At 68.0% G+C, this 20,758-nt stretch carries 18 protein-coding genes; 6 read left to right on the forward strand and 12 right to left on the reverse strand.

Translation table 11 applies throughout. The features are described 5' to 3' along the window. From B7Z76_RS03395 to B7Z76_RS03410, 4 genes are all read right to left on the reverse strand, one after another. Positions 1–188: hypothetical protein (locus B7Z76_RS03395; protein WP_291342153.1), on the reverse strand; the 188-nt coding region annotated here is incomplete at its 3' end. 31 nt (positions 189–219) lie between these two features. Then, positions 220–2,988 (reverse strand): helicase C-terminal domain-containing protein, encoded by a 2,769-nt coding sequence (locus tag B7Z76_RS03400; protein ID WP_291342155.1) that lies wholly within the window; start codon positions 2,986–2,988, stop codon positions 220–222. 47 nt (positions 2,989–3,035) lie between these two features. Further along, complete coding sequence (locus B7Z76_RS03405; RefSeq protein ID WP_291342157.1) at positions 3,036–3,671, reverse strand: uracil-DNA glycosylase; 636 nt, start codon at positions 3,669–3,671, stop codon at positions 3,036–3,038. A gap of 23 nt (positions 3,672–3,694) precedes the next feature. Then, positions 3,695–4,267: an NYN domain-containing protein gene (locus tag B7Z76_RS03410; protein ID WP_174504392.1), complete on the reverse strand. Its 573-nt coding sequence runs from the start codon at positions 4,265–4,267 to the stop codon at positions 3,695–3,697. A gap of 106 nt (positions 4,268–4,373) precedes the next feature. Here B7Z76_RS03410 and folK point away from each other — a divergent pair, with 106 nt between their 5' ends. The 6 genes from folK (at position 4,374) to B7Z76_RS03440 (ending at position 11,028) form a co-directional block, all read left to right on the forward strand. Continuing rightward, complete coding sequence (gene folK / locus B7Z76_RS03415) at positions 4,374–4,874, forward strand: 2-amino-4-hydroxy-6-hydroxymethyldihydropteridine diphosphokinase (protein WP_291342160.1); 501 nt, start codon at positions 4,374–4,376, stop codon at positions 4,872–4,874. A gap of 99 nt (positions 4,875–4,973) precedes the next feature. Next, on the forward strand, positions 4,974–5,384 hold the full coding sequence (gene rpoZ / locus B7Z76_RS03420; RefSeq protein ID WP_174504394.1) for a DNA-directed RNA polymerase subunit omega: 411 nt from the start codon (positions 4,974–4,976) through the stop codon (positions 5,382–5,384). Positions 5,385–5,465: 81 nt separating this feature from the next. Continuing rightward, positions 5,466–7,670, forward strand: a complete 2,205-nt coding sequence (locus tag B7Z76_RS03425; protein WP_236656538.1) for a bifunctional (p)ppGpp synthetase/guanosine-3',5'-bis(diphosphate) 3'-pyrophosphohydrolase — start codon at positions 5,466–5,468, stop codon at positions 7,668–7,670. A gap of 45 nt (positions 7,671–7,715) precedes the next feature. Continuing rightward, complete coding sequence (acpS, locus tag B7Z76_RS03430; RefSeq protein WP_291342163.1) at positions 7,716–8,120, forward strand: holo-ACP synthase; 405 nt, start codon at positions 7,716–7,718, stop codon at positions 8,118–8,120. Positions 8,121–8,124: 4 nt separating this feature from the next. Then, entirely contained in the window at positions 8,125–9,213 is a 1,089-nt protein-coding gene (locus B7Z76_RS03435) for a class I SAM-dependent RNA methyltransferase (protein ID WP_291342164.1), read from the forward strand. A gap of 240 nt (positions 9,214–9,453) precedes the next feature. Beyond that, complete coding sequence (locus tag B7Z76_RS03440) at positions 9,454–11,028, forward strand: 2-isopropylmalate synthase (RefSeq protein ID WP_174504396.1); 1,575 nt, start codon at positions 9,454–9,456, stop codon at positions 11,026–11,028. Positions 11,029–11,158: 130 nt separating this feature from the next. Here B7Z76_RS03440 and B7Z76_RS03445 read toward each other — a convergent pair whose 3' ends face one another. The 8 genes from B7Z76_RS03445 to B7Z76_RS03480 form a co-directional block, all read right to left on the reverse strand. Then, positions 11,159–12,055, reverse strand: a complete 897-nt coding sequence (locus B7Z76_RS03445; protein WP_236656451.1) for an alpha/beta fold hydrolase — start codon at positions 12,053–12,055, stop codon at positions 11,159–11,161. After that, entirely contained in the window at positions 12,052–13,533 is a 1,482-nt protein-coding gene (locus B7Z76_RS03450; RefSeq protein WP_174504398.1) for a glycosyltransferase family 39 protein, read from the reverse strand. Before B7Z76_RS03450 ends, B7Z76_RS03445 begins: the two co-directional genes overlap by 4 nt. Before the next feature lie 60 nt (positions 13,534–13,593). Next, positions 13,594–14,853: an FAD-binding oxidoreductase gene (locus B7Z76_RS03455; protein ID WP_291342168.1), complete on the reverse strand. Its 1,260-nt coding sequence runs from the start codon at positions 14,851–14,853 to the stop codon at positions 13,594–13,596. A gap of 5 nt (positions 14,854–14,858) precedes the next feature. Then, on the reverse strand, positions 14,859–16,199 hold the full coding sequence (locus B7Z76_RS03460) for a glutamine synthetase family protein (protein ID WP_291342170.1): 1,341 nt from the start codon (positions 16,197–16,199) through the stop codon (positions 14,859–14,861). Between the two features lie 193 nt (positions 16,200–16,392). Further along, positions 16,393–17,463 (reverse strand): spermidine/putrescine ABC transporter substrate-binding protein, encoded by a 1,071-nt coding sequence (locus tag B7Z76_RS03465; protein WP_291342172.1) that lies wholly within the window; start codon positions 17,461–17,463, stop codon positions 16,393–16,395. A gap of 74 nt (positions 17,464–17,537) precedes the next feature. Continuing rightward, the gene (locus B7Z76_RS03470) at positions 17,538–18,380 is read right to left on the reverse strand and encodes an ABC transporter permease (RefSeq protein WP_174504402.1); all 843 of its coding nucleotides are present in this window, start codon (positions 18,378–18,380) and stop codon (positions 17,538–17,540) included. A gap of 7 nt (positions 18,381–18,387) precedes the next feature. Then, positions 18,388–19,317, reverse strand: coding sequence for an ABC transporter permease (locus tag B7Z76_RS03475; RefSeq protein ID WP_174504403.1), 930 nt, complete (start codon positions 19,315–19,317; stop codon positions 18,388–18,390). Beyond that, entirely contained in the window at positions 19,314–20,420 is a 1,107-nt protein-coding gene (locus tag B7Z76_RS03480; RefSeq protein ID WP_291342177.1) for an ABC transporter ATP-binding protein, read from the reverse strand. Before B7Z76_RS03480 ends, B7Z76_RS03475 begins: the two co-directional genes overlap by 4 nt. Between the last annotated feature and the right edge of the window lie 338 nt (positions 20,421–20,758).

Consider the following 20,758-nt stretch of genomic DNA (forward strand, 5'->3'; position numbering starts at 1 on the left):
TGCCAAGACAATGCGGTTCCATCCTCGCCCATTGGGCGTCCGTCAGTACAAATCGTTCCATTCACAGCTTGAATCACAGCAACACCCAAATGGGAATCCAAAATCCCCACAAACCCTAGGGCACTTTCCGATCCGATGGAATCATCTAATCGGATAAAGATGCTCTGTTTATCAATGTGATAGAGCACTACATCCGATCCAATCGGATCGGAAAGTGCTCTAAGACGCTGCGAAAAACTGCCGCACGGCCTCGACCGTCTCGGCCAGCCCCACGCGCTCTACGGCAACGCCGGGCGGAAACGCGCTCTCGAGTCGCGAGGGAAACGCCCGGTCCAGCAGCACGAACACGCCGCGGTCATCGGCGCGGCGGATCAGCCGGCCAAATCCCTGCCGCAGTCGGAGCCTGACGATCGCATCGTCATAGCCGCGCGGATCGCCGTCCGAGAGATGGGTGCGTCGCACCCGGTGCAGGATGTCCGGCCGCGGCCAGGGCGTCCGCTCGAACACGACGAGACGCAGCGCGTTGCCCGGAATGTCGACCCCATCGCGCATCGCGTCGGTGCCGAGCAGGCAGGCATTCCGCTCGGCGCGGAAACTCTCGACCAGGGTCGCGTTGTTCATCGCATCGACATGCTGGGCGAAGAGCGGAATGTTGGCCGCATCCAGCGCGGGGGCGATCCGCGCCTGCACGTCGCGCAGCCGCGCGATCGCGGTGAACAGCCCCAGCGCGCCGCCGCCCGAGGCGAGGAACAGGGCGCGGAACCCCGCGGCCAGCGTCTCGGGCGAGGCGCGGAGATTGTCGCGCACGATAAAAATCCGGGTCTGCGCCGGATAGTCGAAGGGTGAGGCGAACGCGGCGCGGATCGCCGGTGCTGCGAGATGGGTGGCGCCGCTGCGCGCCTCGGCCCGCCGCCATTCGGCATCCTGCTCGGCATCCTCGACGGCGGTGGTGCGGTCGCGCAGCGTCGCCGAGGTGATCAGCAGCCCGTGCGCCCGGCTCGCCACGGCATCGGCGAATGCCTCGGTCGGGTCGAGCAGGTGCGACAGCAGGGCGCTGTCGCGGCCATGGCGGATGAACAGCACGTGACGCGGCCGTTCGCCCGGCTCCGGCGGCGCGGCGGTGACGGCGGCGAGCATCCGCCGCCAGCTCGCCACCGGATCGAGCGCGCGGCGCGTGAGGCCGCGGATCGCCGCCTCGATTCGCTGCCGTTCGGCGCTCTCGATGGTGCCGGCCTCCTCGTCCAGCCGCGCCGCGAGCCGTGCGCGCAGCGACGCGAGCGGCGTTTCGAGCCGGGCGAGATCCCGCCCGAGATCGGCGGCGGCGGCGGCAAGCTCCGGCTCGGCCGGGTAGAGATCCGCCTCGATATCCAGTGCGGCGTCGCGCTCGGCCGGGGTGGCGCGGGCGCGGGCCTGGGCGGCGAGGGCGGCGAGAAAGGCCTCGGCCGCGCCGGGGCCGATCTCGTCGAGCGTGGCCGCCGGGTCGGCAAGCCGCGTCAGCGCCGCCCCGCCAGGCAGCACCCGCGCCGCCGCCCGCATCGCCTCCAGCGGCGGAGCGAGCTGCGAATCCGCGCCGACCAGATCCTCCAGCCGCCGCGCCAGCCCCCGCGCGCGCGACCGCCCGCCCTCGGCGCCGAGCAGCCACCGGCGCAACTCCGCCATGCTGGCGCCGGAAAGCTCGGCCGCGAAGGCGGAATCGGCGGCGTCGAACAAATGATGTCCCTCGTCGAACACATAGCGCGTCGGCACGCTCGCATCATCGAGCCCGCCCCAGACCGCCTGCGCCATCACCAGCGCATGGTTGGCGATCACGAGATCGGCGCCGCGGGCGCGGCGGATCACATGCTCGATCGTGCAGCGCTTCCAGTGCGCGCAGGCCGAATGGATGCACTCGCCGCGCCGGTCGGCGATCTGCGCGAGCAGCCCGGTGCCGAACAGCTCGGCGAACCAGCCCGGCAGGTCGCCGCCGGCGATGTCATGGTCGCCCGAGGCCAGCGCCCAGCGCGCGACCAGCCCGAGGCCGACAAGATTGCCCCCCCGCGCCCCGGCGGTCGCGTCCTCGAAATTCAGCAGGCAGAGATAGTTCTCCCGCCCCTTGCGCAGCACGACGCGCTGCCGGCGTCGCGCGGCATTGCTCTCCAGCCGCGCGGTCTCCTGCTCGATCTGCCGCTGCAAGTGCCGCGTATAGGTCGAGATCCACACGCTGCCCTGGTTGCGCTCGGCCCAGAGCGAGGCCGGGGCGAGGTAGCCGAGCGTCTTGCCGGTCCCGGTGCCGGCTTCGGCCAGCACGCAATGCGGCGCGCCCTCGGCTTCCGGCGGCGCAAAGGCGGCGGTCGAGGCCGAGGCGTAATCCGATTGCGCCGGTCGCGCTTCCGCCGCGCCGCCGCGCAACTCGGCCAGCCGCGCGCGCGCCGCGTCCGGCGGCACAGCATAGGCCGAGGGTGGCGGCCGCGGCGCCTCCTCCTCCCATTCGGGCAGGATCACGCCGAGTCGCAGCGCCGCGCGGTCGGGCCGTGCGGCGGGCTCGCCCAGCGCCGCCGCCACCGGCTTCGCCCAGGGCCAGCCGGCGTCTCCCATCAGCGCCGCAAGCCCCGCGGCCCGCCGGTTCATCGGCAGCGCCGCCCCCTGGCCGAGCCGGCCGAGCAAGGCGGTGGCGATGTCCGGCAGCAATGCAGCCGCCGCCTCGATCGTGGCCGGCGGATCGAAATCGAGGGCGCGGGCAAGGCCCGACGGGGTCGGCGCCGCCGTCACCGCCGGCAGCACGAAGGCGAACAGGTCGAGCAGGTCGAACACCGGGATCGACAGGTCGAGCCGCCGCAGCGTCGCCGGGCCATGCACCACGAGGGGCGGCGGCAGGTCGCGCAGCGCTGCCTGCGCCTGCGCGGCGGTGAGCAGCCGCAACTCGCCATCGGGATCGAGCAACGCCGCCCTGCCATGCGCCGTCACCAGCGATGGCGCGGCTTGCGGGGCAGGGGGATGCGCGGACTCCATGCGGTCTCTCTATCCCGCGCCGGCGGTTTCGCCAAAGGGCGCGGAAATCAGCCGGCGATCCGCGCGAGCAGGGTGCCGACCACCGATTCGAACATCGCCGCGGTCAGCCGGCCGGTATTGGTGTTGAGGCGGGAGACGTGGAAACTGTCCGCGAGCGCGATGCCGCCCGGCAGCTCGATCATCGCGCCATGGCCGAACCGCGCATGGCTCGCCCGCAGCCCGAAGGCGCGCAGCGTCGCCTGGTGCGCGACGCCGCCGAGCGCGAGTATGCCGCGCAGCCGCGTCATCGCCGCGATCTCGTCTTTCAGGAACGGGTTGCAGGCGGAAATCTCGGACGGCAGCGGCCGGTTTTCCGGTGGCACGCAGCGCACCGCATTGACGATCCGGCAATCCTGCAACTCCAGCCCGTCATCCGCGCGCTCGGCATAAACACCGCTGGCGAGGCCGAATTTCAGCAACGTGCCATAGAGCAGCTTGCCGGCGAAATCGCCGGTGAAGGGCCGGCCGGTGCGGTTGGCGCCGCGCAGCCCGGGCGCCAGCCCGACGACCAGCAGCCGCGCCTCGCGCGGGCCGAAGCCCGGCACCGGCGCATTGAACCAGAGGGGAAACGCCGTGCCGTTCGCCGCGCGAAATTCCGCAAGGCGCGGGCAAAGCTGGCAGTCGCGCGGCGGCTCCGCTGGCATCGGCGGCTCGGTCCCCGAAGGGCTCAGTCCTGGGTCGCCTCGGCGCGCTGCGTGCGCTGCTTCGGCTCGGTCTGCCGGCGGGTAAACTCGGGTGCGATATCGGCAAGATCGACGAACTGGTCCGCCTGCCGGCGCAACTCGTCGGCAATCATCGGCGGGCTGGTCTTGATGGTCGAGATGACCGACACGCGCACGCCCCGCCGCTGCACCGCCTCGACGAGCCGGCGGAAATCGGAATCGCCCGAGAACAGCACGGCATGATCGATATGCGGCGCGATTTCGAGCATGTCGATCGCGAGTTCGATATCCATGTTGCCCTTCACCCGGCGCCGCCCGGCGCCATCGGTGAATTCCTTGGCCGGCTTGGTGACCAGGGTATATCCGTTATAGGCAAGCCAGTCGGTGAGGGGCTTCAGCGGCGAATATTCCTCGGTCTCCAGCAGGGCAGAGTAATAATGCGCCCGGATCAGGTGCGACTTGTCGAAAAATTCAAGAAGTCTCCTGTAATCCACGTCGAAACCCAGGGCACGAGACGCTGCATACAGATTTGCGCCATCGATGAACAAAGCCGTTTTTTCTTGTGGTAACAGGCGCATCAGAAAAAGCCTTTCAGGGATAATATAGTTCGGTCAAACATGTTGCTTAAAACAGGTTCGGCTATCACGGTTGCGCCGATATGTCACGCAAGCAAGAGTAGCATTCATGATTCTGGTCGCGCTCGGTGCAAACCTGTCTTTCGCAGAGAGTGTCTCACCGTATGACACATGTTTTCGTGCCTTGGAAGACGTCGTAAAAATTCCAAATATTTGTTTCGATGCGGCTTCGGGTTGGTATCGAACTTCGCCGGTGCCGCCCGATCCATCGCAGCCGGACTATTGCAACGGTGTCGCCCGGTTCTCCGGCACACCCGATCCGGCCGACCTGCTCGCCGCCCTGCACCGGATCGAGGACGCGTTCGGCCGCACCCGCAGCGTCCTTAACGCCGCGCGAACACTCGATCTGGACCTCATCGACGTCAACGGTATCGTACGCAATGCGGTCCCGCCCATTCTGCCGCATCCGCGCGCCCATTTGCGGGGTTTCGTCTTGCGGCCGTTACTTGATGTCGCCCCCGATTGGGTGCATCCTGTGGTTAAGTCGTCGGCAGCAGAGCTGCTTGCAGCACTCCCGGCGGAGGAAATGCGCGGCATTTCGCGCTGGTAGCAGGAACGCACCGGTTCGCTTGCGCGCCGGGCGCTAAGTTGCTATTTTTCCCAATCAGGTTGTTCACGGCGCCCTTGTGCGCCCGGCTGGAGTGTTGCCATGGCCCGCGTCACCGTCGAAGACTGCATCGAACAGATCCCCAACCGGTTCGAGCTCGTGCTGCTCGCGGCCCAGCGCGCCCGCAACCTCGCCCGCGGCGCCACCATCACGATCGACCGCGACAACGACAAGAACCCCGTCGTCGCCCTCCGCGAAATCGCCGATTCCACCGTGGTCTTCGGCGAGCTTGAGCAGGATCTGGTCAAGTCGCTCTCCCGCGTCCCCGACCCTGAGCCGGCCGATGAGGAGGTGCAGGACCTGATCCCGACCGACCAGAACATTTTCGGCCTGCAGGACGTCTCCGCCGAGGAGGAAGCCGCCGCGATGGCCGCGGAATCCGAGGAAATGACCTCCGAGGACATCGCCGCGGCGATCGAGGCCGAGCTCGGCGGCGGCCGTCCGCGCCGCTGACCGGACCTTGAACCGGTGGGCGCGCCGCGCGATGGGCTGGCATTGAACCAACCCTCCCGCGCGCCCGAGGGGCTTTCCGGCATCACCGTCACCCATGAGGCGCTCACCCCGCTGATCAGCCGGATCGCCGCGTACGATCCGCGGATCGACGCCGCCCTGATCGACGATGCTTACGGCGTCGCCGAGGCCGCCCATGCCGGCCAGACCCGCGAAAACGGCGATCCCTACATTTCCCACCCGCTTGAAGTCGCCGGAATCCTCGCCGATTACCGGCTCGACGCCAGCAGCATCGCCACCGCCCTGCTGCATGACGTGATCGAGGATACCGGCGTCACCCTGCCGACCCTGTCCGGCCGCTTCGGCCCGGAAATCGCCGGCCTGGTCGATGGCGTCACCAAGCTGACCCGCCTCGAACTCCAGTCCGACCGCACCAAGCAGGCCGAAAATTTCCGCAAGCTCGTGCTGGCAATGAGCAAGGACATCCGCGTCCTGCTCGTCAAGCTGGCCGACCGGCTGCACAACATGCGCACCATCGATTTCGTCCGCGCGCCCGAGCGCCGCGCGCGAATCGCCCGCGAGACGATGGAGATCTACGCGCCGCTGGCCGAGCGCATCGGCATGGACCGCGTCAAGGTCGAGCTGCAGAACCGCGCCTTCGCCGTGCTCGATCCCGAGGCCGCCGATTCGATCAAGGCGCGGCTGAACTTCCTGCGCGGCCAGGGTGCCGACGTGATCGACGAGGTGCGCGGCGAACTCGGCCGCATCCTCGGCGATGCCGGGGTCGAGGTGGTCGATATTTCCGGCCGCGAGAAGTCGATCTACTCGATCTGGGAAAAGATGCAGCGCCGCAACGTCGCCTTCGAGCAGTTGTCGGACATCATGGCGTTCCGCATTCTCGTGCCCACCCGCGAGCAATGCTACATAGCACTTGGCGCCATCCACGCCGCCTTCCCGGTCATCGCCGGCCGCTTCAAGGACTATATCTCGACCCCCAAGGCCAACATGTACCAGTCGCTCCACACCGGGGTGACGCTGCGCCATCCGCGCAACCAGAAGATCGAGGTGCAGATCCGCACGCCCGAGATGCACGCCATCGCCGAAAACGGTGTTGCCGCGCACTGGCTCTACAAGCAGGGCGATGCCTCGCCGTCCGATGTCAGGCAGTTCCGCTGGGTGCAGGACCTGCTCGAAATCCTCGAAAACTCGTCCGCCCCCGACGAATTCCTCGAAAACACCAAGCTCGAACTCTACCAGGACCAGGTCTTCTGCTTCACCCCCAAGGGTCAGCTCATCCAGCTCCCCCGCGGCGCCACGGCGGTCGATTTCGCCTATGCGGTCCACTCGCAGATCGGCGATACCTGTGTCGGCGCCCGGATCAACGGCCGGCTGATGCCGCTGCGCTACGAGTTGCAGAATGGCGACCAGGTGGAAATCCTCACCGCCCGCGGCGGCACGCCCTCGCCCTCGTGGGAACGCTTCGTCGTCACCGGCAAGGCGCGCGCCCGCGTCCGCCGCTTCATCGCCAGCCAGCTGCGCGAGCAGAACCGCGACCAGGGCAAGGCCGCGCTCGCCAAGGCGTTCCGTCAGGATGGCGTCGATGGTTCGGAAAAGGTGCTGGACGCCGCGCTGAAGGGGCTGAAACAGGCCAGCCTCGACGATCTCTACGTCGCCGTCGGCACCGGCAATCTCGCCGCGAAGGACGTGGTTCACGCCGCCTATCCGGAACTGCGCGAAAGCCGCGCGCCGCGCATGGTGCCCGGCCTGCTCGCCCGCGCCCCGCGCCCGCCCGCGCGCGGCACCGGCCTGCCGATCACCGGGCTGATCTCCGGCATGGAGGTGCATTATGCCGGCTGCTGCCATCCGCTGCCGGGCGACAAGATCGTTGGCATCATCGCCACCGGCAAGGGTGTGACCATCCACACCCGCGACTGCCTCACCCTCGAAACCTTCGCCACCACGCCCGAGCGGTTCATCGATGTCGACTGGGACTATGCCCAGATCGCCCATGGCCGCGACGGTGCGCGCGACGGCGCCGGCCGCGAGCGTCCCTTCACCGGGCGCATCAGCGTCATCGCGGCCAATGCCCCGGCGACCCTCGCCAACATCGCCAACGCCGTCGCCAAGCAGGACGGCGCCATCGCCAATCTCAAGATCGTCCACCGCCAGCAGGATTTCTTCGAATGCCTGATGGATGTGGAGGTGCGCGACCTGCGGCATCTGTCCCAGGTGATCGCCGGGCTGCGCGCCGCCGGCGGCATCGCCCAGGTCGATCGCGCCCGCACCTGACCCCGCCGGGTTGGCGCTGCCGCTCTCAATGGCTATGACGCTCGCATGATCATCGGCATCGGCTCCGACCTCTGTGACATCCGCCGCGTCGAGCGCACGCTCGAACGCTTCGGCGAGCGGTTCATCCAGCGCGTCTTCACCGAAACCGAGCGCCGCCGCGCCGCCCGGCGCCCGGCGCAGTTCGCCGCGACCCTCGCCAAGCGCTTCGCCGCCAAGGAAGCCTGCGCCAAGGCGCTCGGCACCGGCTTCAGCCGCGGCGTCTTCATGTCCGATCTCGGCGTGGTCAACCTGCCGAGCGGCCAGCCCACCATGCAGCTGACCGGCGCCGCCGCCGAACGCCTCGCCGCACTGACCCCGCCCGGCCGCACCGCCTTCGTCCATGTCTCCCTGACCGACGAGCCGCCCTACGCCTATGCCCATGTGATCATCGAAGCGCGGGACGGCGCGTGAGCCGATGAGCGAATCGGCCATGACGGTCCCGCTCTGCCGGCATTTCGGCGTTTGCGGCGGGTGCAGCGCGCAGGATGTCGCCCCCGCAGCCTTGGCCGCGTCCAAGCGCGCCCGCCTCGCCGCCGCCCTCGCGCGGGCCGGATTCGCTAGCCCCGAGATCGCACCGATAATCTCGATCCCGATGGGCTCCCGCCGCCGGGCGGATTTCGCCGTCGCCCGCGTCGCCGGCGCGGTCCGGCTCGGCTTTCACGAGGCCCGCTCGCGCAACGTGGTCGACATCGCCGAATGTCCGCTGCTCCGGCCCGAGCTCGAAGCGCTGATCGTCCCGCTCCGCGCGCTGCTCGCCCGGTTGCAGGGGCTGCGCAAGAGCGCCGATCTCAGGGTCAACCTGCTCGATGCCGGCGTCGACGTGTCGGTTGCACTCGATGGCGAGGCCACCGCCGCCGACCGCGCGCGGCTGGTCGCCTTCGCGCAGGAACACGACCTGCCGCGGATCAGCCTCGGCGCCGAGCCGGTGCTGATCCGCCGCCCGCCCACGCTCGACTGCGCCGGCCTCGTCGTCGTCCCGCCGCCCGCAGCCTTCCTGCAACCGAGCTTCGAGGGCGAGGCCGCAATCCGCGCCGCCGTGCTCGCCGGCTTGCCGCCGAAGCTCACCCGCAAGTCGCGCATCGTCGAGCTCTACGCCGGAATCGGCACCCTCACCGGCGCGCTCGCCGCCCATGCCAGGGTGCATGCGGTCGAAGGCAGCGCCCCTGCGGTCGCCGCGCTCGATGAAGCGGCGCGGACCGGCGGCCTGGCCGGCCGGATCGACACCGAGCGGCGCGACCTCGCCCGCCGCCCCGTCACCGCAAAGGAACTTGCCGGCGCTGCCTGCGTCGTGCTCGACCCGCCCTTCGATGGCGCCGGCCCGCAGATCGCCCCGCTGGTCGAGGCGAAGCTCCGCCGGATCGTCTATGTCAGCTGCAACCCCGAGGCCCTCGCGCGCGAGGCTTCAGCCTTCGCCCGCGCCGGCTACCGCCTGCTCGCGTCCACCCCGATCGACCAGTTCCCCGGCTCCGACCATCTGGAAAGCGTCATCGTCCTCGGCCTCTGAGCGGGGCGCGCGGCAGCAAAACCTTGCGCGCGGCGAAGTCGCCATGTTACCTACGATCGCATGAGCCAGACGGGATTCCGTTCCGCGCTTTTCCTGCGCCGCGCCGCCATTGTGCTGCGGGGCCTTCCGCTCGCGCTTCGACTTATCGACCCCTGGGCGTAACACCCGGCTGAAAACCGGCGCGCACAGGGGAGACAGACGAAGCGACCCACCGGTTCCCCAGCAGAGCGAGTGCATTCCATGACGATCCATCACCCGAATTTCGGCGCGATCCAAGACGATCGCGTGTTCATCTTCGACACCACGCTGCGCGATGGCGAGCAGTCGCCCGGTTTCTCGATGAATCTCGACGAGAAGCTGCGCATGGCCGAAGCCCTGGCCGAACTCGGCGTCGACGTCATCGAGGCCGGCTTCCCGATCGCGAGCCAGGGCGATTTCGAAAGCGTGCGCCGCATCGCCGAGACCATCAAGGGGCCGGTCATCGCCGGCCTCGCCCGTTCGGGCCGCGACGACATCGTCCGCGCCGGCGAGGCGGTGAAACCGGCCGAGCGCAAGCGCATCCACACCTTCATCTCCACCTCGCCGCTGCACATGAAATACAAGCTGCGAATGGAGCCCGAGGCGGTGCTGGAGGCGGTGGTCCGCTCCGTCACCCTCGCCCGCGACTATACCGACGACGTCGAATGGTCGGCCGAGGATGGCAGTCGCACCGAGCCCGATTTCCTCTGCCGCTGCGTCGAGGCGGCGATCCGCTCCGGTGCCACGACGATCAACATCCCCGATACGGTCGGCTACGCCGTGCCGGAAGACATCGCGCGGATCTTCACCATGCTGCGCGAGCGCGTCCCCGGCGCCGATGCGGTGATCTTCTCGACCCATAACCACAACGATCTCGGCCTCGCCGTCGCCAACACCATCGCCGCGATCAAGGCTGGCGCGCGGCAGATCGAATGCACGATCAACGGCATCGGCGAGCGCGCAGGCAATGCCGCGCTGGAAGAGATCGTGATGGCGATCCGTACCCGGCCCGATGCCGTGCCCTACCGCAACAATATCGACACGCCGCGCATCCTGCGCACCTCAAAGCTGCTCGCCACCATCACCGGGTTCGACGTGCAGCCCAACAAGGCGATCGTCGGGCGCAACGCCTTCGCGCATGAAAGCGGCATCCACCAGGATGGCGTGCTCAAGAACGCCGCGACCTACGAGATCATGACGCCCGAATCGGTGGGCTGGCAGAAGACCAGCCTCGTGCTCGGCAAGCATTCCGGCCGCGCCGCCTTCCGCGACAAGCTGCGCGCCCTCGGCTATGGCGAGGTTGGCGACAACGCGCTGAACGACGCCTTCCGCCGCTTCAAGGACCTCGCCGATCGCAAGAAGCTGGTCTACGACGAGGACATCGCCGCCCTGTTCGACGAAACCGTGCTGCGCGACCAGAGCCGCATCCGCTTCGTCGCGCTGGAAGTCTGGGCCGGTTCGAAGGCGAAGCCCCGCGCGCGGCTCGAACTCGAGGTCGATGGCGAGATGAAGGTGCACGAATCGCATGGCGACGGTCCGGTCGATGCCACGTTCAACGCCATCCGCGCGATCTGCCCGCATGAGGCGGAGCTGAAGCTCTTCACCGTCGGCGCCGTCACCGAGGGCACCGATGCGCAGGCGAAATGCGGCGTCCGCCTCGAGGAAGGCGGCAAGAGCGTCGACGGCCAGGGATCGGATACCGACACCATCGTCGCCGCCGCCCGCGCCTATGTCCACGCGCTCAACAAGCTCATCGTCAAGCGCGAGCGCAAGGAACCGGCGGCGCTGACCGCCTGACCCGGTCCCTTCTGGCAGGCGGCGCCATAGAGCACGTTCCGATCCTTCCGGATCGGATATCGTGCTCTATCATATTGCTAAACAGAGAATCTTTATCCGATCAGATGACTGCATCTGATCGGGTGATCTTCTATCCGTCCACCAGAAATCCCTGGAGTGCGGCCAGCGTCGCCCCCGGGGCTTCCTCCGCGAGGAAATGGCCGGACTCGATGGCCTGCCCCCCGACCGGGCCGGACGCATACCCCTGCCAGATCTCAAGCGGATCGTAGAGCGCGCCGACCAGCCCGCGCGACCCCCACAGCACCTGCAAGGGGGGCGTGATCCGCTCCCGCCGCGCGCGGCTCTCGCGGTCATGGTCGAGGTCGATCGCCGCCGCCGCGCGATAATCCTCGCAGATCGCCGTCACCGTCGCCGGGTCGGCCATCGCCCGCCGGTAATCCGCCATCGCGGTCTCGTCGAACACCGCCTTCGCGGTCTTGTGCCGGGCGGTCTGCGACAGCAGCCAGTATCCGGCGTCGCGGTTGATCAGGTCTTCCGGCAGCGGCGCCGGCTGGGCGAGGAAGAACCAGTGATAATAGCCCATGGCGAAGCGCATGTCGGTGCGCTCGAAATGCTCGATCGTGGGAATGATGTCGAGCAGTGCCAAGCGCGAGATCCGCTCGGGATGATCGAGGGCCAGCCGGTGCGACACCCGCGCCCCGCGATCATGGCCGACCAGCGCGAAGCGGCCGATCCCGAGATGCGCGGCGAGGTCGACGATGTCTCGCGCCATGCGCCGCTTGGAATAGGCTTCGTGGTCCTCGCTCGCGGCCGGCTTGTAGCTCAGCCCATAGCCTGTGATGTCCGGGCAGATCACGGTGAAGCGCGAGGCTAGCGCGGGAGCGATCCGATGCCACATGCAATGGGTCTGCGGCATGCCGTGCAGCATCACCAGCGGCGGTCCGCTGCCGCCACTGCGCAGCCGGAACTGCCGCCCGTCGCCGAGATCGGCCGTCGTCTCGCTGAACCCTTCGAAAAATCCGCTCATCTGCGCTCCCGGCATGTGTTGGCGAATACCGCAAGCAGCGGTCCCGCCGGGACAGAGTGCCAGCAGGGCGCGGCCTTGAACAGGGCATCGAGACGCGGCACCAGCGCGCGGCTCGCCCCATCCGCCTCGATCCGTGCTATAGCGATGCGCGGATAAGGCAGGGAAGCCGCCAGCACCGCCGGCCCTGCCGTCCGCGCCACCAGAATCCGCATCGCCGCCGGCGCCGCCGCCACGAACGGGCCCGGCACGCCCACCCCGTCATTGCCGAACGGCAGAACGACCAGCGTGCCCGCCGGCAGACGCGCCGCCGCCCGCGCCGTGCGCCCGGCCGGCTGCATCGTCGCCGGCGAAAGCGCGAGCCCCGCGACCGACGCCGCCCCGACCGCCAGCAGCACCGCCAGCACCCGCGGCCGATCCCGCAGCGTGGCCGCCAGCGCCAGCCCGGCAAAGGGCAGGCCAAGCCACACATAGCGCATCTCGAAAGGCTGGTTGCCGAACGCCGCCCCCAGCGCCAGCAGGCCGAGCGGCGGCGCGGCGAACCCCGCCGCCAGCAGCGCCCGATCCTCCCGCCCGAGCGCCCGCCGCCCGTCGCGCAGGACAAGGAACACCAACCCGGCCAGACCCACCCCAAGCACCGCCGCAACCGGCATGGCGAGGGCGGGCGGCACCTCGCGGGGCAGCGCGCCGAGCAGCGCGCCGGCTTCATCCCGCGCCAGCGCGCCCAGCGCCGGGGCGAGGTGAAACGGCGGAAACTGCCCCCGCCGCGACCCCGCCTGGGCAAGAAAGAACCACAGCCCCGCCGGCAGGAACACCGCCCCGCCCATCGCCGCCGCCAGCCACACTTGCCATCGCCGCCAGGTCATCCAGGCCAGCCACAGACCCACCGCAGCCGCGGTGAAGCTGGCGAGATAATTGCTGAAACACGCGGCACCCAGCAGCGCGCCGGCGCAAAACCCGGCGCGGACATCGCCCCCTCGCGCCGCGCGGATCGCCAGCAGCGTCCCCCCCATTGCGCAGAGCGTCGCCAGCGCGAAATCCCGCGCCACGATCCCGGTATAGGCGAAGCCGTAGAACAGCGTCGTTATGCCGATGGCGAGCGAGGGACCGATACCCATCCGCACGGCGATCCGCCCGAGCAGCGCCAGCGCGCCCAGCGTCTCGCCGACCGAGAGCAGCCGCAGCCGGAACAGCCCGGTCCCGATCGCGTCGCGCCAGAGCGACAGCAGCCAGAAATACAGCGGCGGATGCACATCGCCTTGCCGCAAGCCCGTCGCAATCGCGCCAAACCCCGCATGGCCGCGATAGAATGCCCGCGCGGCGCCGGCGCTGAAGGGCAGGGCGGGCCAGTCCGGCCGCGGGTGCGAGGCGACAAGGAAGACGGAATAGAACTCGTCATACTCGCCACCCCGGCACCACGCGATCGCGACGAGCAGGATGGCGGCGCCGCACAGCGCGGGCGCAAGGCGGGCAGGGCGCATGTCGGCAGCTCCGGGTCTATCCCGAATAGCAACCACAGGTTGTTGTGCCTGACAACCCGGTCAAAGCATGTCCCGCAGCCGGAACCAGCTCGTCGCCAGCACCAGGGTGGGCATCCGCAGCAAGGGCCCGCCCGAAAACCGCGCATGCGGAATCCGGGTGAAGGTATCGAACCGCTCGGCGCGGCCGGCCACCGCCTCGGCCATCAGCCGGCCAGCGAGCCCGGTCAGCGCCACGCCATGCCCGGAAAACCCCTGGGCGAACAGCACGTTGCGGCCGAGCCGGCCGAAATGCGGCAGCCGGTTGCGGGTGATCGCGACATTGCCGCCCCACACATGCTCGGCCCGCGCATCCGCGAGCTGCGGAAAGGCCCGCTTCGCCCGCGCCAGCATCGCCGCGCCGAGATTGGGCGGCGGCAGCGTCGAATAGGAAACCCGCCCACCGAACAGCATCCGGTCGTCCGCGCTGCGGCGGAAATAGTCGAGCACGAAATTGAGGTCCGCCACCGCCTCGTCATGCGGAATGAGATCGCGCACATCCGCCCGCGATTCGGTCGCGACGATATAGGTGCCGACCGGCATGACATAGCCCGCGATCGGCTGCGCCAGCGTGCCGAGATAGGCATTGCCGCAGATCAGCAAATGCCCCGCGCGCACGCTGCCGCCCGCCGTCTTCAGCACCACACTCTCCCCCGGCGTGATCGACGCGACCCGCGTGCCCGTATGGATCGTCGCCCCCGCCGCCATCGCCGCATGGGCCAGGCCGAGCGTGTAGTTCAGCGGATGGATATGGCCCGCCACCGGGTCGAGCAGCCCGGCGCGGTAGCGCGGGCTGCGCAGCCGCTCCTGCAGCGCCGCACCACGCAGCAACCGGAATCCCTCCAGCCCGAGTTCCTCGAGTTCCCGCTGCCAGGCTTCCAGCTCGGCCACCTGCCGGTCCTTCACCGCGACATGCAGGTAGCCAAGCCGCGGATCGCACGGGATCGCGAACCGCGCGATCTGCGCATGCACGAGGTCCACTGCCTCGAGCGACATCTCCCACAGCGCCTTCGCCGCCTTATCGCCGACAAGCCGCCTGAGCTTGCCGAGATCGGCGGCGAAGCCCGGCAGCACCTGCCCGCCATTCCGCCCCGAGGCGCCGAAGCCGATGCGCTCGCCTTCGAGCACGACGACGCGATAGCCACGCTCGGCAAGGTGCAGCGCCGCCGAGCATCCCGTCATCCCCGCGCCGATGATCGCGACATCGCAGCTGATGTCGCCTTCGAGCGGCGCCGTCGTCGCCTCATACCGCGCCGTGGTGTCGTAATAGTTCGACAATGCCATGCGGTTCAGACGTTCAGCAGCAGGTGTTCGCGCTCCCACGAGCTGATCACCCGCAGATAGGTCTCGTATTCGAGCCGCTTCACCGCAACGAACACCTCGACCAGCTTCTGCCCGAGAATGTCGATCAGCGGCCGCGCCTGTTCCATCATCTCGAGCGCGTGCGAGAGTTCGCGCGGCAGCGAATAAGGCTGCGAATAGGCCGAGCCGCGGAAAGCCGGCGTCGGCGTCAACCCTTCGACCATGCCGAGATAGCCGCAGGCGAGCGAGGCGGCGAAGGCGAGATAGGGGTTCGCATCCGCCCCCGGCACCCGGTTCTCGACGCGCATCGCATCCGCCTCGCCATAGGGCACGCGCAGCCCGCAGGTCCGGTTGTCATGCCCCCATTGCAGGTTGATCGGCGCGTTCGAGAAGCGCGTCAGCCGCCGGTAGGAATTCACGTTCGGCGCAAAGATCGGCATGATCACCGGGATATATTTCTGCAACCCGGCGATGAACGAGAGAAACAGCGGGCTCGGCCGCCCGTCCGTATCGGCGAACAGCGTCCGCCCGGTTTCGAGATCGACCACGCTCTGATGCACATGCATGGCGCTGCCCGGCTCCTCGTCCATCGGCTTGGCCATGAAGGTGGCATACATGTCGTGCCGCAATGCGACCTCGCGCACCGTGCGCTTGAACAGGAACACCTGGTCCGCCCGGTTCAGCGGGTCGCCGTGCAGGAAGTTGATCTCGACCTGGGCCGCCCCCTCCTCGTGGATGAGCGTGTCGAGATCAAGTTCCTGCATTTCGCAGAAATCGTACATCTCCTCGAACAGCGGGTCGAACTCGTTGACCGCGTCGATCGAGTAGGATTGCCGTCCGGTTTCCTGCCGCCCGGAGCGGCCGACCGGCGGTGCCAGCGGATAGTCGGGATCGGTGTTGCGCCCGACGAGATAGAACTCCAGCTCCGGCGCCAGCACCGGCTTCCAGCCGCGCTCCTCGTAGAGTGCCAGCACATGGCGCAGCACCTGGCGCGGGGCGATCGTCACCGGCCTGCCGTTGGAATACTGGCAGTCATGGATGATCTGCGCGGTCGGCTCATGCGCCCAGGGCACGAGGCGAACGGTGGCAGGGTCGGGGATGAGATTGATGTCGATGATCGCCGGATCGGTCAGCTTGTCATCCGGGTCCTCGGGATATTCCCCGGTGACGGACTGGATGAAGATGCTCTCCGGCAGCCGTGGCGCGCCGCCGCGCAGGAATTTCTGCGCCGGCATGATCTTGCCGCGCGGAATACCGGTGATGTCGGGCACCAGGCATTCGACTTCGGTGATGCGGTGTTCGTTGAACCATTCAGCCAGGTCGTTCATGTGTGCCTCAAGGGCGGTCCCGGCGGGCGGCGAGGCCCGCCGGCGATATGCCCGGTTGCAGATATGCGGCGCGGGGTCCGGCCGCCGCGCCGCAGGTCCGGCGCGCCCGGCCGGGCGCGCCGTCTTGCCTTAGAGCATCATCCGATCAGATGGAATCATCTGATCGGATAAAGATGCTCGACTTATCAATATGCTAGAGCACTACATCCGATCCAATCGGATCGGAAATGGCCTGCGCCGGCGTCAGCGCCGGCAGGAAGCTCAGCCGCTTCATCTGCGCCGGCGTCGGCGTGACCAGCTCCTGCTTGATCGCCTTGTCGAGATACGGAATCGAGGCCGCGTTCGGGCTCGGATACATGTTGAAGTTCGACAGCTCCGCCCCCTCCTTGGCGCCGAGGATGAAGTTGATGAACTTGTAGGCCAACTCGGGGTCGGGCGCATGGGTCGGGATCGCCATGTTGTCCACCCAGGCTTCCGAGCCTTCCTTCGGCAGGATCCAGCCGATGTTCAGGCAGGTCTTGTCGGCATAGCACTGCGCGACGCTGCCGCTCCAGGTCATGCCCATCGCCACGACCCCCTTCTTGAGCTGCTGCATCGTCGGATCGCCGTCGACGAAGCCCGAGAAGTTCGAGCGCTTGACCTGTGTCTCGATCAGTTTCGCCGCCTTGATCCAGGCCGCCTTGGTCTTGCAGGCGAAGCCCTCGCCGAGATAGGCGCAGGCCGCGCCGATCAGGTCGCGCCCCGAGCCCTTCATCATCGAGAACGGATAGCCCGAATTGTATTTCGGATCGAACAGCGCCGCCCAGCTATCGGGCGGGTTCTTGATCTTGTCCTTGTTGTAGCCGATCACGATCGTGCCCCACTGATAGGGGACCACGTACGCATCGTGCGGATCGTAGCTGACATTGCGGAAGCGCGGCAGCAGGTTCTTGAAGTTCGGCAGCGTCGCCTTGTCGAGCTTGCGGATTAGCCCCTGCTGGACCAGCTGCGGGATGTAGTAGCTCGACGGCACGACGACGTCATACTGCGAATCCCCGCCGGCGCGCAGCTTCGCCTCCAGCTCCGAATTCGAATCGTAATAGGTCTGCACCACCTTGCAGCCGCAATAGGCCTCGAATTTCTTGATCAGGCCCTTGCCGATATAGTCCTGCCAATTGAACAGATAGAGCGTCTTGCCCGCGGCATGCGCGGCCGGCGCCCCACCGCCGATCGCGATCAGCGCGGCGAGCGCGCCCCCCGCGATCCTGCCCATCAATCCCTTCATCAAAAACCTCCTGTAGCGTTTTCCATCCGCGTTTCCGCGTCCTCGTCCATTGCCTTTGCGGCGGCTCGTCGGTCTCAGTCGCCCGGCCGCGCGACGAGCTTTCGCGTCCGGTTTCTCGTGAAGGCGTATTGCAGCAGCCCGGTGCCGATCACGGTCGCGATCATCAGCGTCGCCAGCGCGTTGATGTCGGGTGAAACGCCCTTCCGCGCCACCGCGCTGTAGATATAGATCGGCAGCGTCGTGCTGCCCGGCCCGGCGGTGAAGAAGCTGATCGTGAAATCGTCGATCGACAGGGTGAAGGCGAGCAGGAACCCGCCGATGATCGCCGGCCGGATCACCGGCACGGTCAGATGCAGGAAGGATTGCCGCGCATCGGCATACAGATCGTGCGACGCCTCGAACATGTTCGGATCGAGCCCCGAGAGCCGCGCGAACACCACGAGGGCGACGAACGGCGCCTCGAAGGTGACATGCGCGATCCCCATCGTCAGCAGCCCCGCGCCCAGCAGCCCGGTCGTGCCGTGGATGAAGCTGAAGAATATCAGCTCGGAAATCCCGAACACGAGGCTCGGCATGATGATCGGCGTATAGATGATCAGGCTCGGCAGCGCGCTGCCGAAGCCCCGCGCGCGGCGGTCGCGATAGCGATACAGGCCGAAGCCCATCAGCGTGCCGAGCGCCGTCCCCAGCACCGAGGAGCCGATCGCCAGCGTCAGCGACCGCCGGAACGCCGCGATCACCTCCGGCGAATGCAGCAGGTCGGCATACCAGTAGAAGGTCTGCCCCTTCGCCAGAGGCGGCGGTGCGAAGGAAAAGATCGCGATCAGCAGCAGCGGCGCATAGAGCAGCACATAAACCGGCAGGCTCATCGCCAGCAGCGAGCGGCGGGTCGATTTTCCCATCGAGATGGCCATCATCCGCGCCTCACATCATGCTCTCCTCGGCGCCGCCGAGCCGCTTGCTCAGCACGCGGAAGGCGAACAGTCCCGCACAGGTGAATACCAGCATGAAGATCGTCAGCGCCGCGCCATAGGGCCAGTTCGGCGTCTCCAGGAATTGCGAGGCGATCAGCGAGCCGATCATCATCGACTTGCCGCCGCCGAGCAGCGTCGGCACCACGTAGTCGCCGAAGGCCGGGATGACGACGAGAATGATGCCCGAGAGCAGCCCCGGCAGGGTCTGCGGAAACACCGTGTTCCAGAACAGCCTGGGGCCCGAGGCGTAGAGATCCCGCCCGGCCTCGACCAGCGCCCAGTCCAGCTTCTCCGCCGCCGCGTAAAGCGGCACCACCATGTAGGGTAGATAATTGTAGGTCAGCCCGATCTGCATCGCAAGCACGCCGGGAAACAGGCCGAGATGCGGCTGCAGCAGCCCGAGCGACTGCACGAGATGCGACAGCGCCGATTCCGGCCCGAGCAGCTCCATCCACGCATAGGTCCGCACCACCTGGTTGGTCCAGGACGGCAGCACGATGAACAGCAGCAACAACGGCCGCGCCGCCGGCGGGCGGGTGACGATGAAGAACACCACCGGATAGGCGAACAGCACCGTCAGCACCCCGGCACTCATCGCCTGGACCAGCGAGCGCGCGAGCACGGTGATGTTGCCGGAACTCCAGCCGAGAATCGAATACCCGGCGACCTCGCGCAGCGGCTGCAAGGTCAGCGGCAATTCCGGCCCGCCATAGCTGCCCGAGGTGAAGAAGCCGATGCCGAGCAGGATCGCGCTCGGCAGCACGAGAAACGCCACGATCCAGGCAAGGCCCGGCCCCGCCGTCACCCAAAGCCGCACCGCGCGGCCGAAGCGCTCGGCCCGCGCCGCACGCCCGCGCAGCGAGGCGGCCGCCGCACTCATGCGCCGATCAGCACGATGTTCTCGGGCTTCAGCTCGCAGGTCACCGCCTCGCCGGGCCGCCAGCTCCGTTCGGCCGCCTGGTTGTTGGTATCATAGACCAGCAGCGGCGCGCCGTTCTCCAGCTCGACCCGGTATTGCGTCGATGCCCCCATGTAAATCGCCTCGCGCACCACGCCGGCGAGCATGTTCGCCCGCCCGGCGGGCGCGCCGCCCTCGCCATACATCCAGATCTTCTCGGGGCGGATCATCGCCGTCCCGCGCGCGGGATCGGGCGCGCTGATCGCCAGCCGGCCGAGCGGCGTCTCGATCAGCCCGCCCGGCAGCGCGCTCACCGGCCAGATGTTCGACAGGCCGAGGAACTCGGCGACGAACACGCTCGATGGCCGCTCGTACACATCCAGCACCGGGCCGACCTGGAGCAGCCGGCCGCGCTGCATCACCCCGATCCGGTCGCTCATCACCAGCGCCTCGTGCTGGTCGTGGGTGACGAAAATGAACGTCATGCCGAGCCGCTTCTGCATCCGCATCAGCTCGACCTGCAATTCCGCCCGCAGCTTGGCATCCAGCGCCGAGAGCGGCTCGTCGAGCAGCACCACCTCCGGCTCGTTGACCAGCGCGCGGGCGAGGGCGACGCGCTGGCGCTGCCCGCCGGAAAGCTGCGCCGGGTTGCGGTCGGCGAAGGCGTCGATCTGCAACAGCTCCATGATCCGCTGCGTGCGCGTGCGCCGCTCGGCGCGGGCGATGCGCCGCATCCTGAGCCCGAAGCCGATATTCTCCGCGACACTCAGATGCGGGAACAGCGCGTAGGACTGGAACACCGTGTTCACCGGCCGATGATGCGCCGGCACCGCCTGCATTTCCCGGCCGGAGACCAGGATGCGCCCGGAATCGGGCGTCTCGAAGCCGGCGATCATCCGCAGCAGCGTCGTCTTGCCGCAGCCCGAGGGGCCGAGCAGGGTGAAGAACTCGCCCGGATGGACCACGAGATTGACCCGGTCGACGGCGATGGCATCGGCGGCGAACACCCGGCTGATGTCTTCGAGAATGATCTGCCCGCGCCTCTCGGCCACCTCCGGCCTGCTTGCGGTATGCTGCGCTTTCATGGCTGCCGAGACTACCGGTCCCGCCATCAGCCGCAAGCCCCCCGCGGGGATATCGGCGCGGCGCCGCGGCATCGCGGCGCTTTGTCGCGTTCCATGATCTCTCCCAGCTTTCCTGCCGGATGGCTCCGGCGGATTTTTCGGCCCTTGCGCCAGCTTTCGTTCCCTGAAGGTGAAGCATCGCCAAACTCACGGTTATCGTCAAGAATAATCAACGAGCGGGATGAGGGTTGACGAAGCATCGCCCCCCTTTCCACCGCCGCCGTTGAAAGTTCGGATCATATTGCCGAAAACCTCGTTGGCGGTCGCATGAGCCGGTTGCGCGGGGCAGGGGGCGCGAC

Origin of the sequence: Acidiphilium sp. 20-67-58 (genome assembly GCF_002255515.1) — a bacterium.
In the GTDB taxonomy this organism is placed as follows: domain Bacteria; phylum Pseudomonadota; class Alphaproteobacteria; order Acetobacterales; family Acetobacteraceae; genus Acidiphilium.

What these genes read in the sequence shown, in the direction of transcription:
- B7Z76_RS03400 (WP_291342155.1), bottom strand. Translation starts at nt 2,988, where the DNA reads ATGGAGTCCGCGCATCCCCCTGCCCCGCAAGCCGCGCCATCGCTGGTG.
- B7Z76_RS03405 (WP_291342157.1), bottom strand. Translation starts at nt 3,671, where the DNA reads ATGCCAGCGGAGCCGCCGCGCGACTGCCAGCTTTGCCCGCGCCTTGCG.
- B7Z76_RS03410 (WP_174504392.1), bottom strand. Translation starts at nt 4,267, where the DNA reads ATGCGCCTGTTACCACAAGAAAAAACGGCTTTGTTCATCGATGGCGCA.
- folK (WP_291342160.1), top strand. Translation starts at nt 4,374, where the DNA reads ATGATTCTGGTCGCGCTCGGTGCAAACCTGTCTTTCGCAGAGAGTGTC.
- rpoZ (WP_174504394.1), top strand. Translation starts at nt 4,974, where the DNA reads ATGGCCCGCGTCACCGTCGAAGACTGCATCGAACAGATCCCCAACCGG.
- acpS (WP_291342163.1), top strand. Translation starts at nt 7,716, where the DNA reads ATGATCATCGGCATCGGCTCCGACCTCTGTGACATCCGCCGCGTCGAG.
- B7Z76_RS03435 (WP_291342164.1), top strand. Translation starts at nt 8,125, where the DNA reads ATGAGCGAATCGGCCATGACGGTCCCGCTCTGCCGGCATTTCGGCGTT.
- B7Z76_RS03440 (WP_174504396.1), top strand. Translation starts at nt 9,454, where the DNA reads ATGACGATCCATCACCCGAATTTCGGCGCGATCCAAGACGATCGCGTG.
- B7Z76_RS03445 (WP_236656451.1), bottom strand. Translation starts at nt 12,055, where the DNA reads ATGAGCGGATTTTTCGAAGGGTTCAGCGAGACGACGGCCGATCTCGGC.
- B7Z76_RS03450 (WP_174504398.1), bottom strand. Translation starts at nt 13,533, where the DNA reads ATGCGCCCTGCCCGCCTTGCGCCCGCGCTGTGCGGCGCCGCCATCCTG.
- B7Z76_RS03455 (WP_291342168.1), bottom strand. Translation starts at nt 14,853, where the DNA reads ATGGCATTGTCGAACTATTACGACACCACGGCGCGGTATGAGGCGACG.
- B7Z76_RS03460 (WP_291342170.1), bottom strand. Translation starts at nt 16,199, where the DNA reads ATGAACGACCTGGCTGAATGGTTCAACGAACACCGCATCACCGAAGTC.
- B7Z76_RS03465 (WP_291342172.1), bottom strand. Translation starts at nt 17,463, where the DNA reads ATGAAGGGATTGATGGGCAGGATCGCGGGGGGCGCGCTCGCCGCGCTG.
- B7Z76_RS03470 (WP_174504402.1), bottom strand. Translation starts at nt 18,380, where the DNA reads ATGATGGCCATCTCGATGGGAAAATCGACCCGCCGCTCGCTGCTGGCG.
- B7Z76_RS03475 (WP_174504403.1), bottom strand. Translation starts at nt 19,317, where the DNA reads ATGAGTGCGGCGGCCGCCTCGCTGCGCGGGCGTGCGGCGCGGGCCGAG.
- B7Z76_RS03480 (WP_291342177.1), bottom strand. Translation starts at nt 20,420, where the DNA reads ATGAAAGCGCAGCATACCGCAAGCAGGCCGGAGGTGGCCGAGAGGCGC.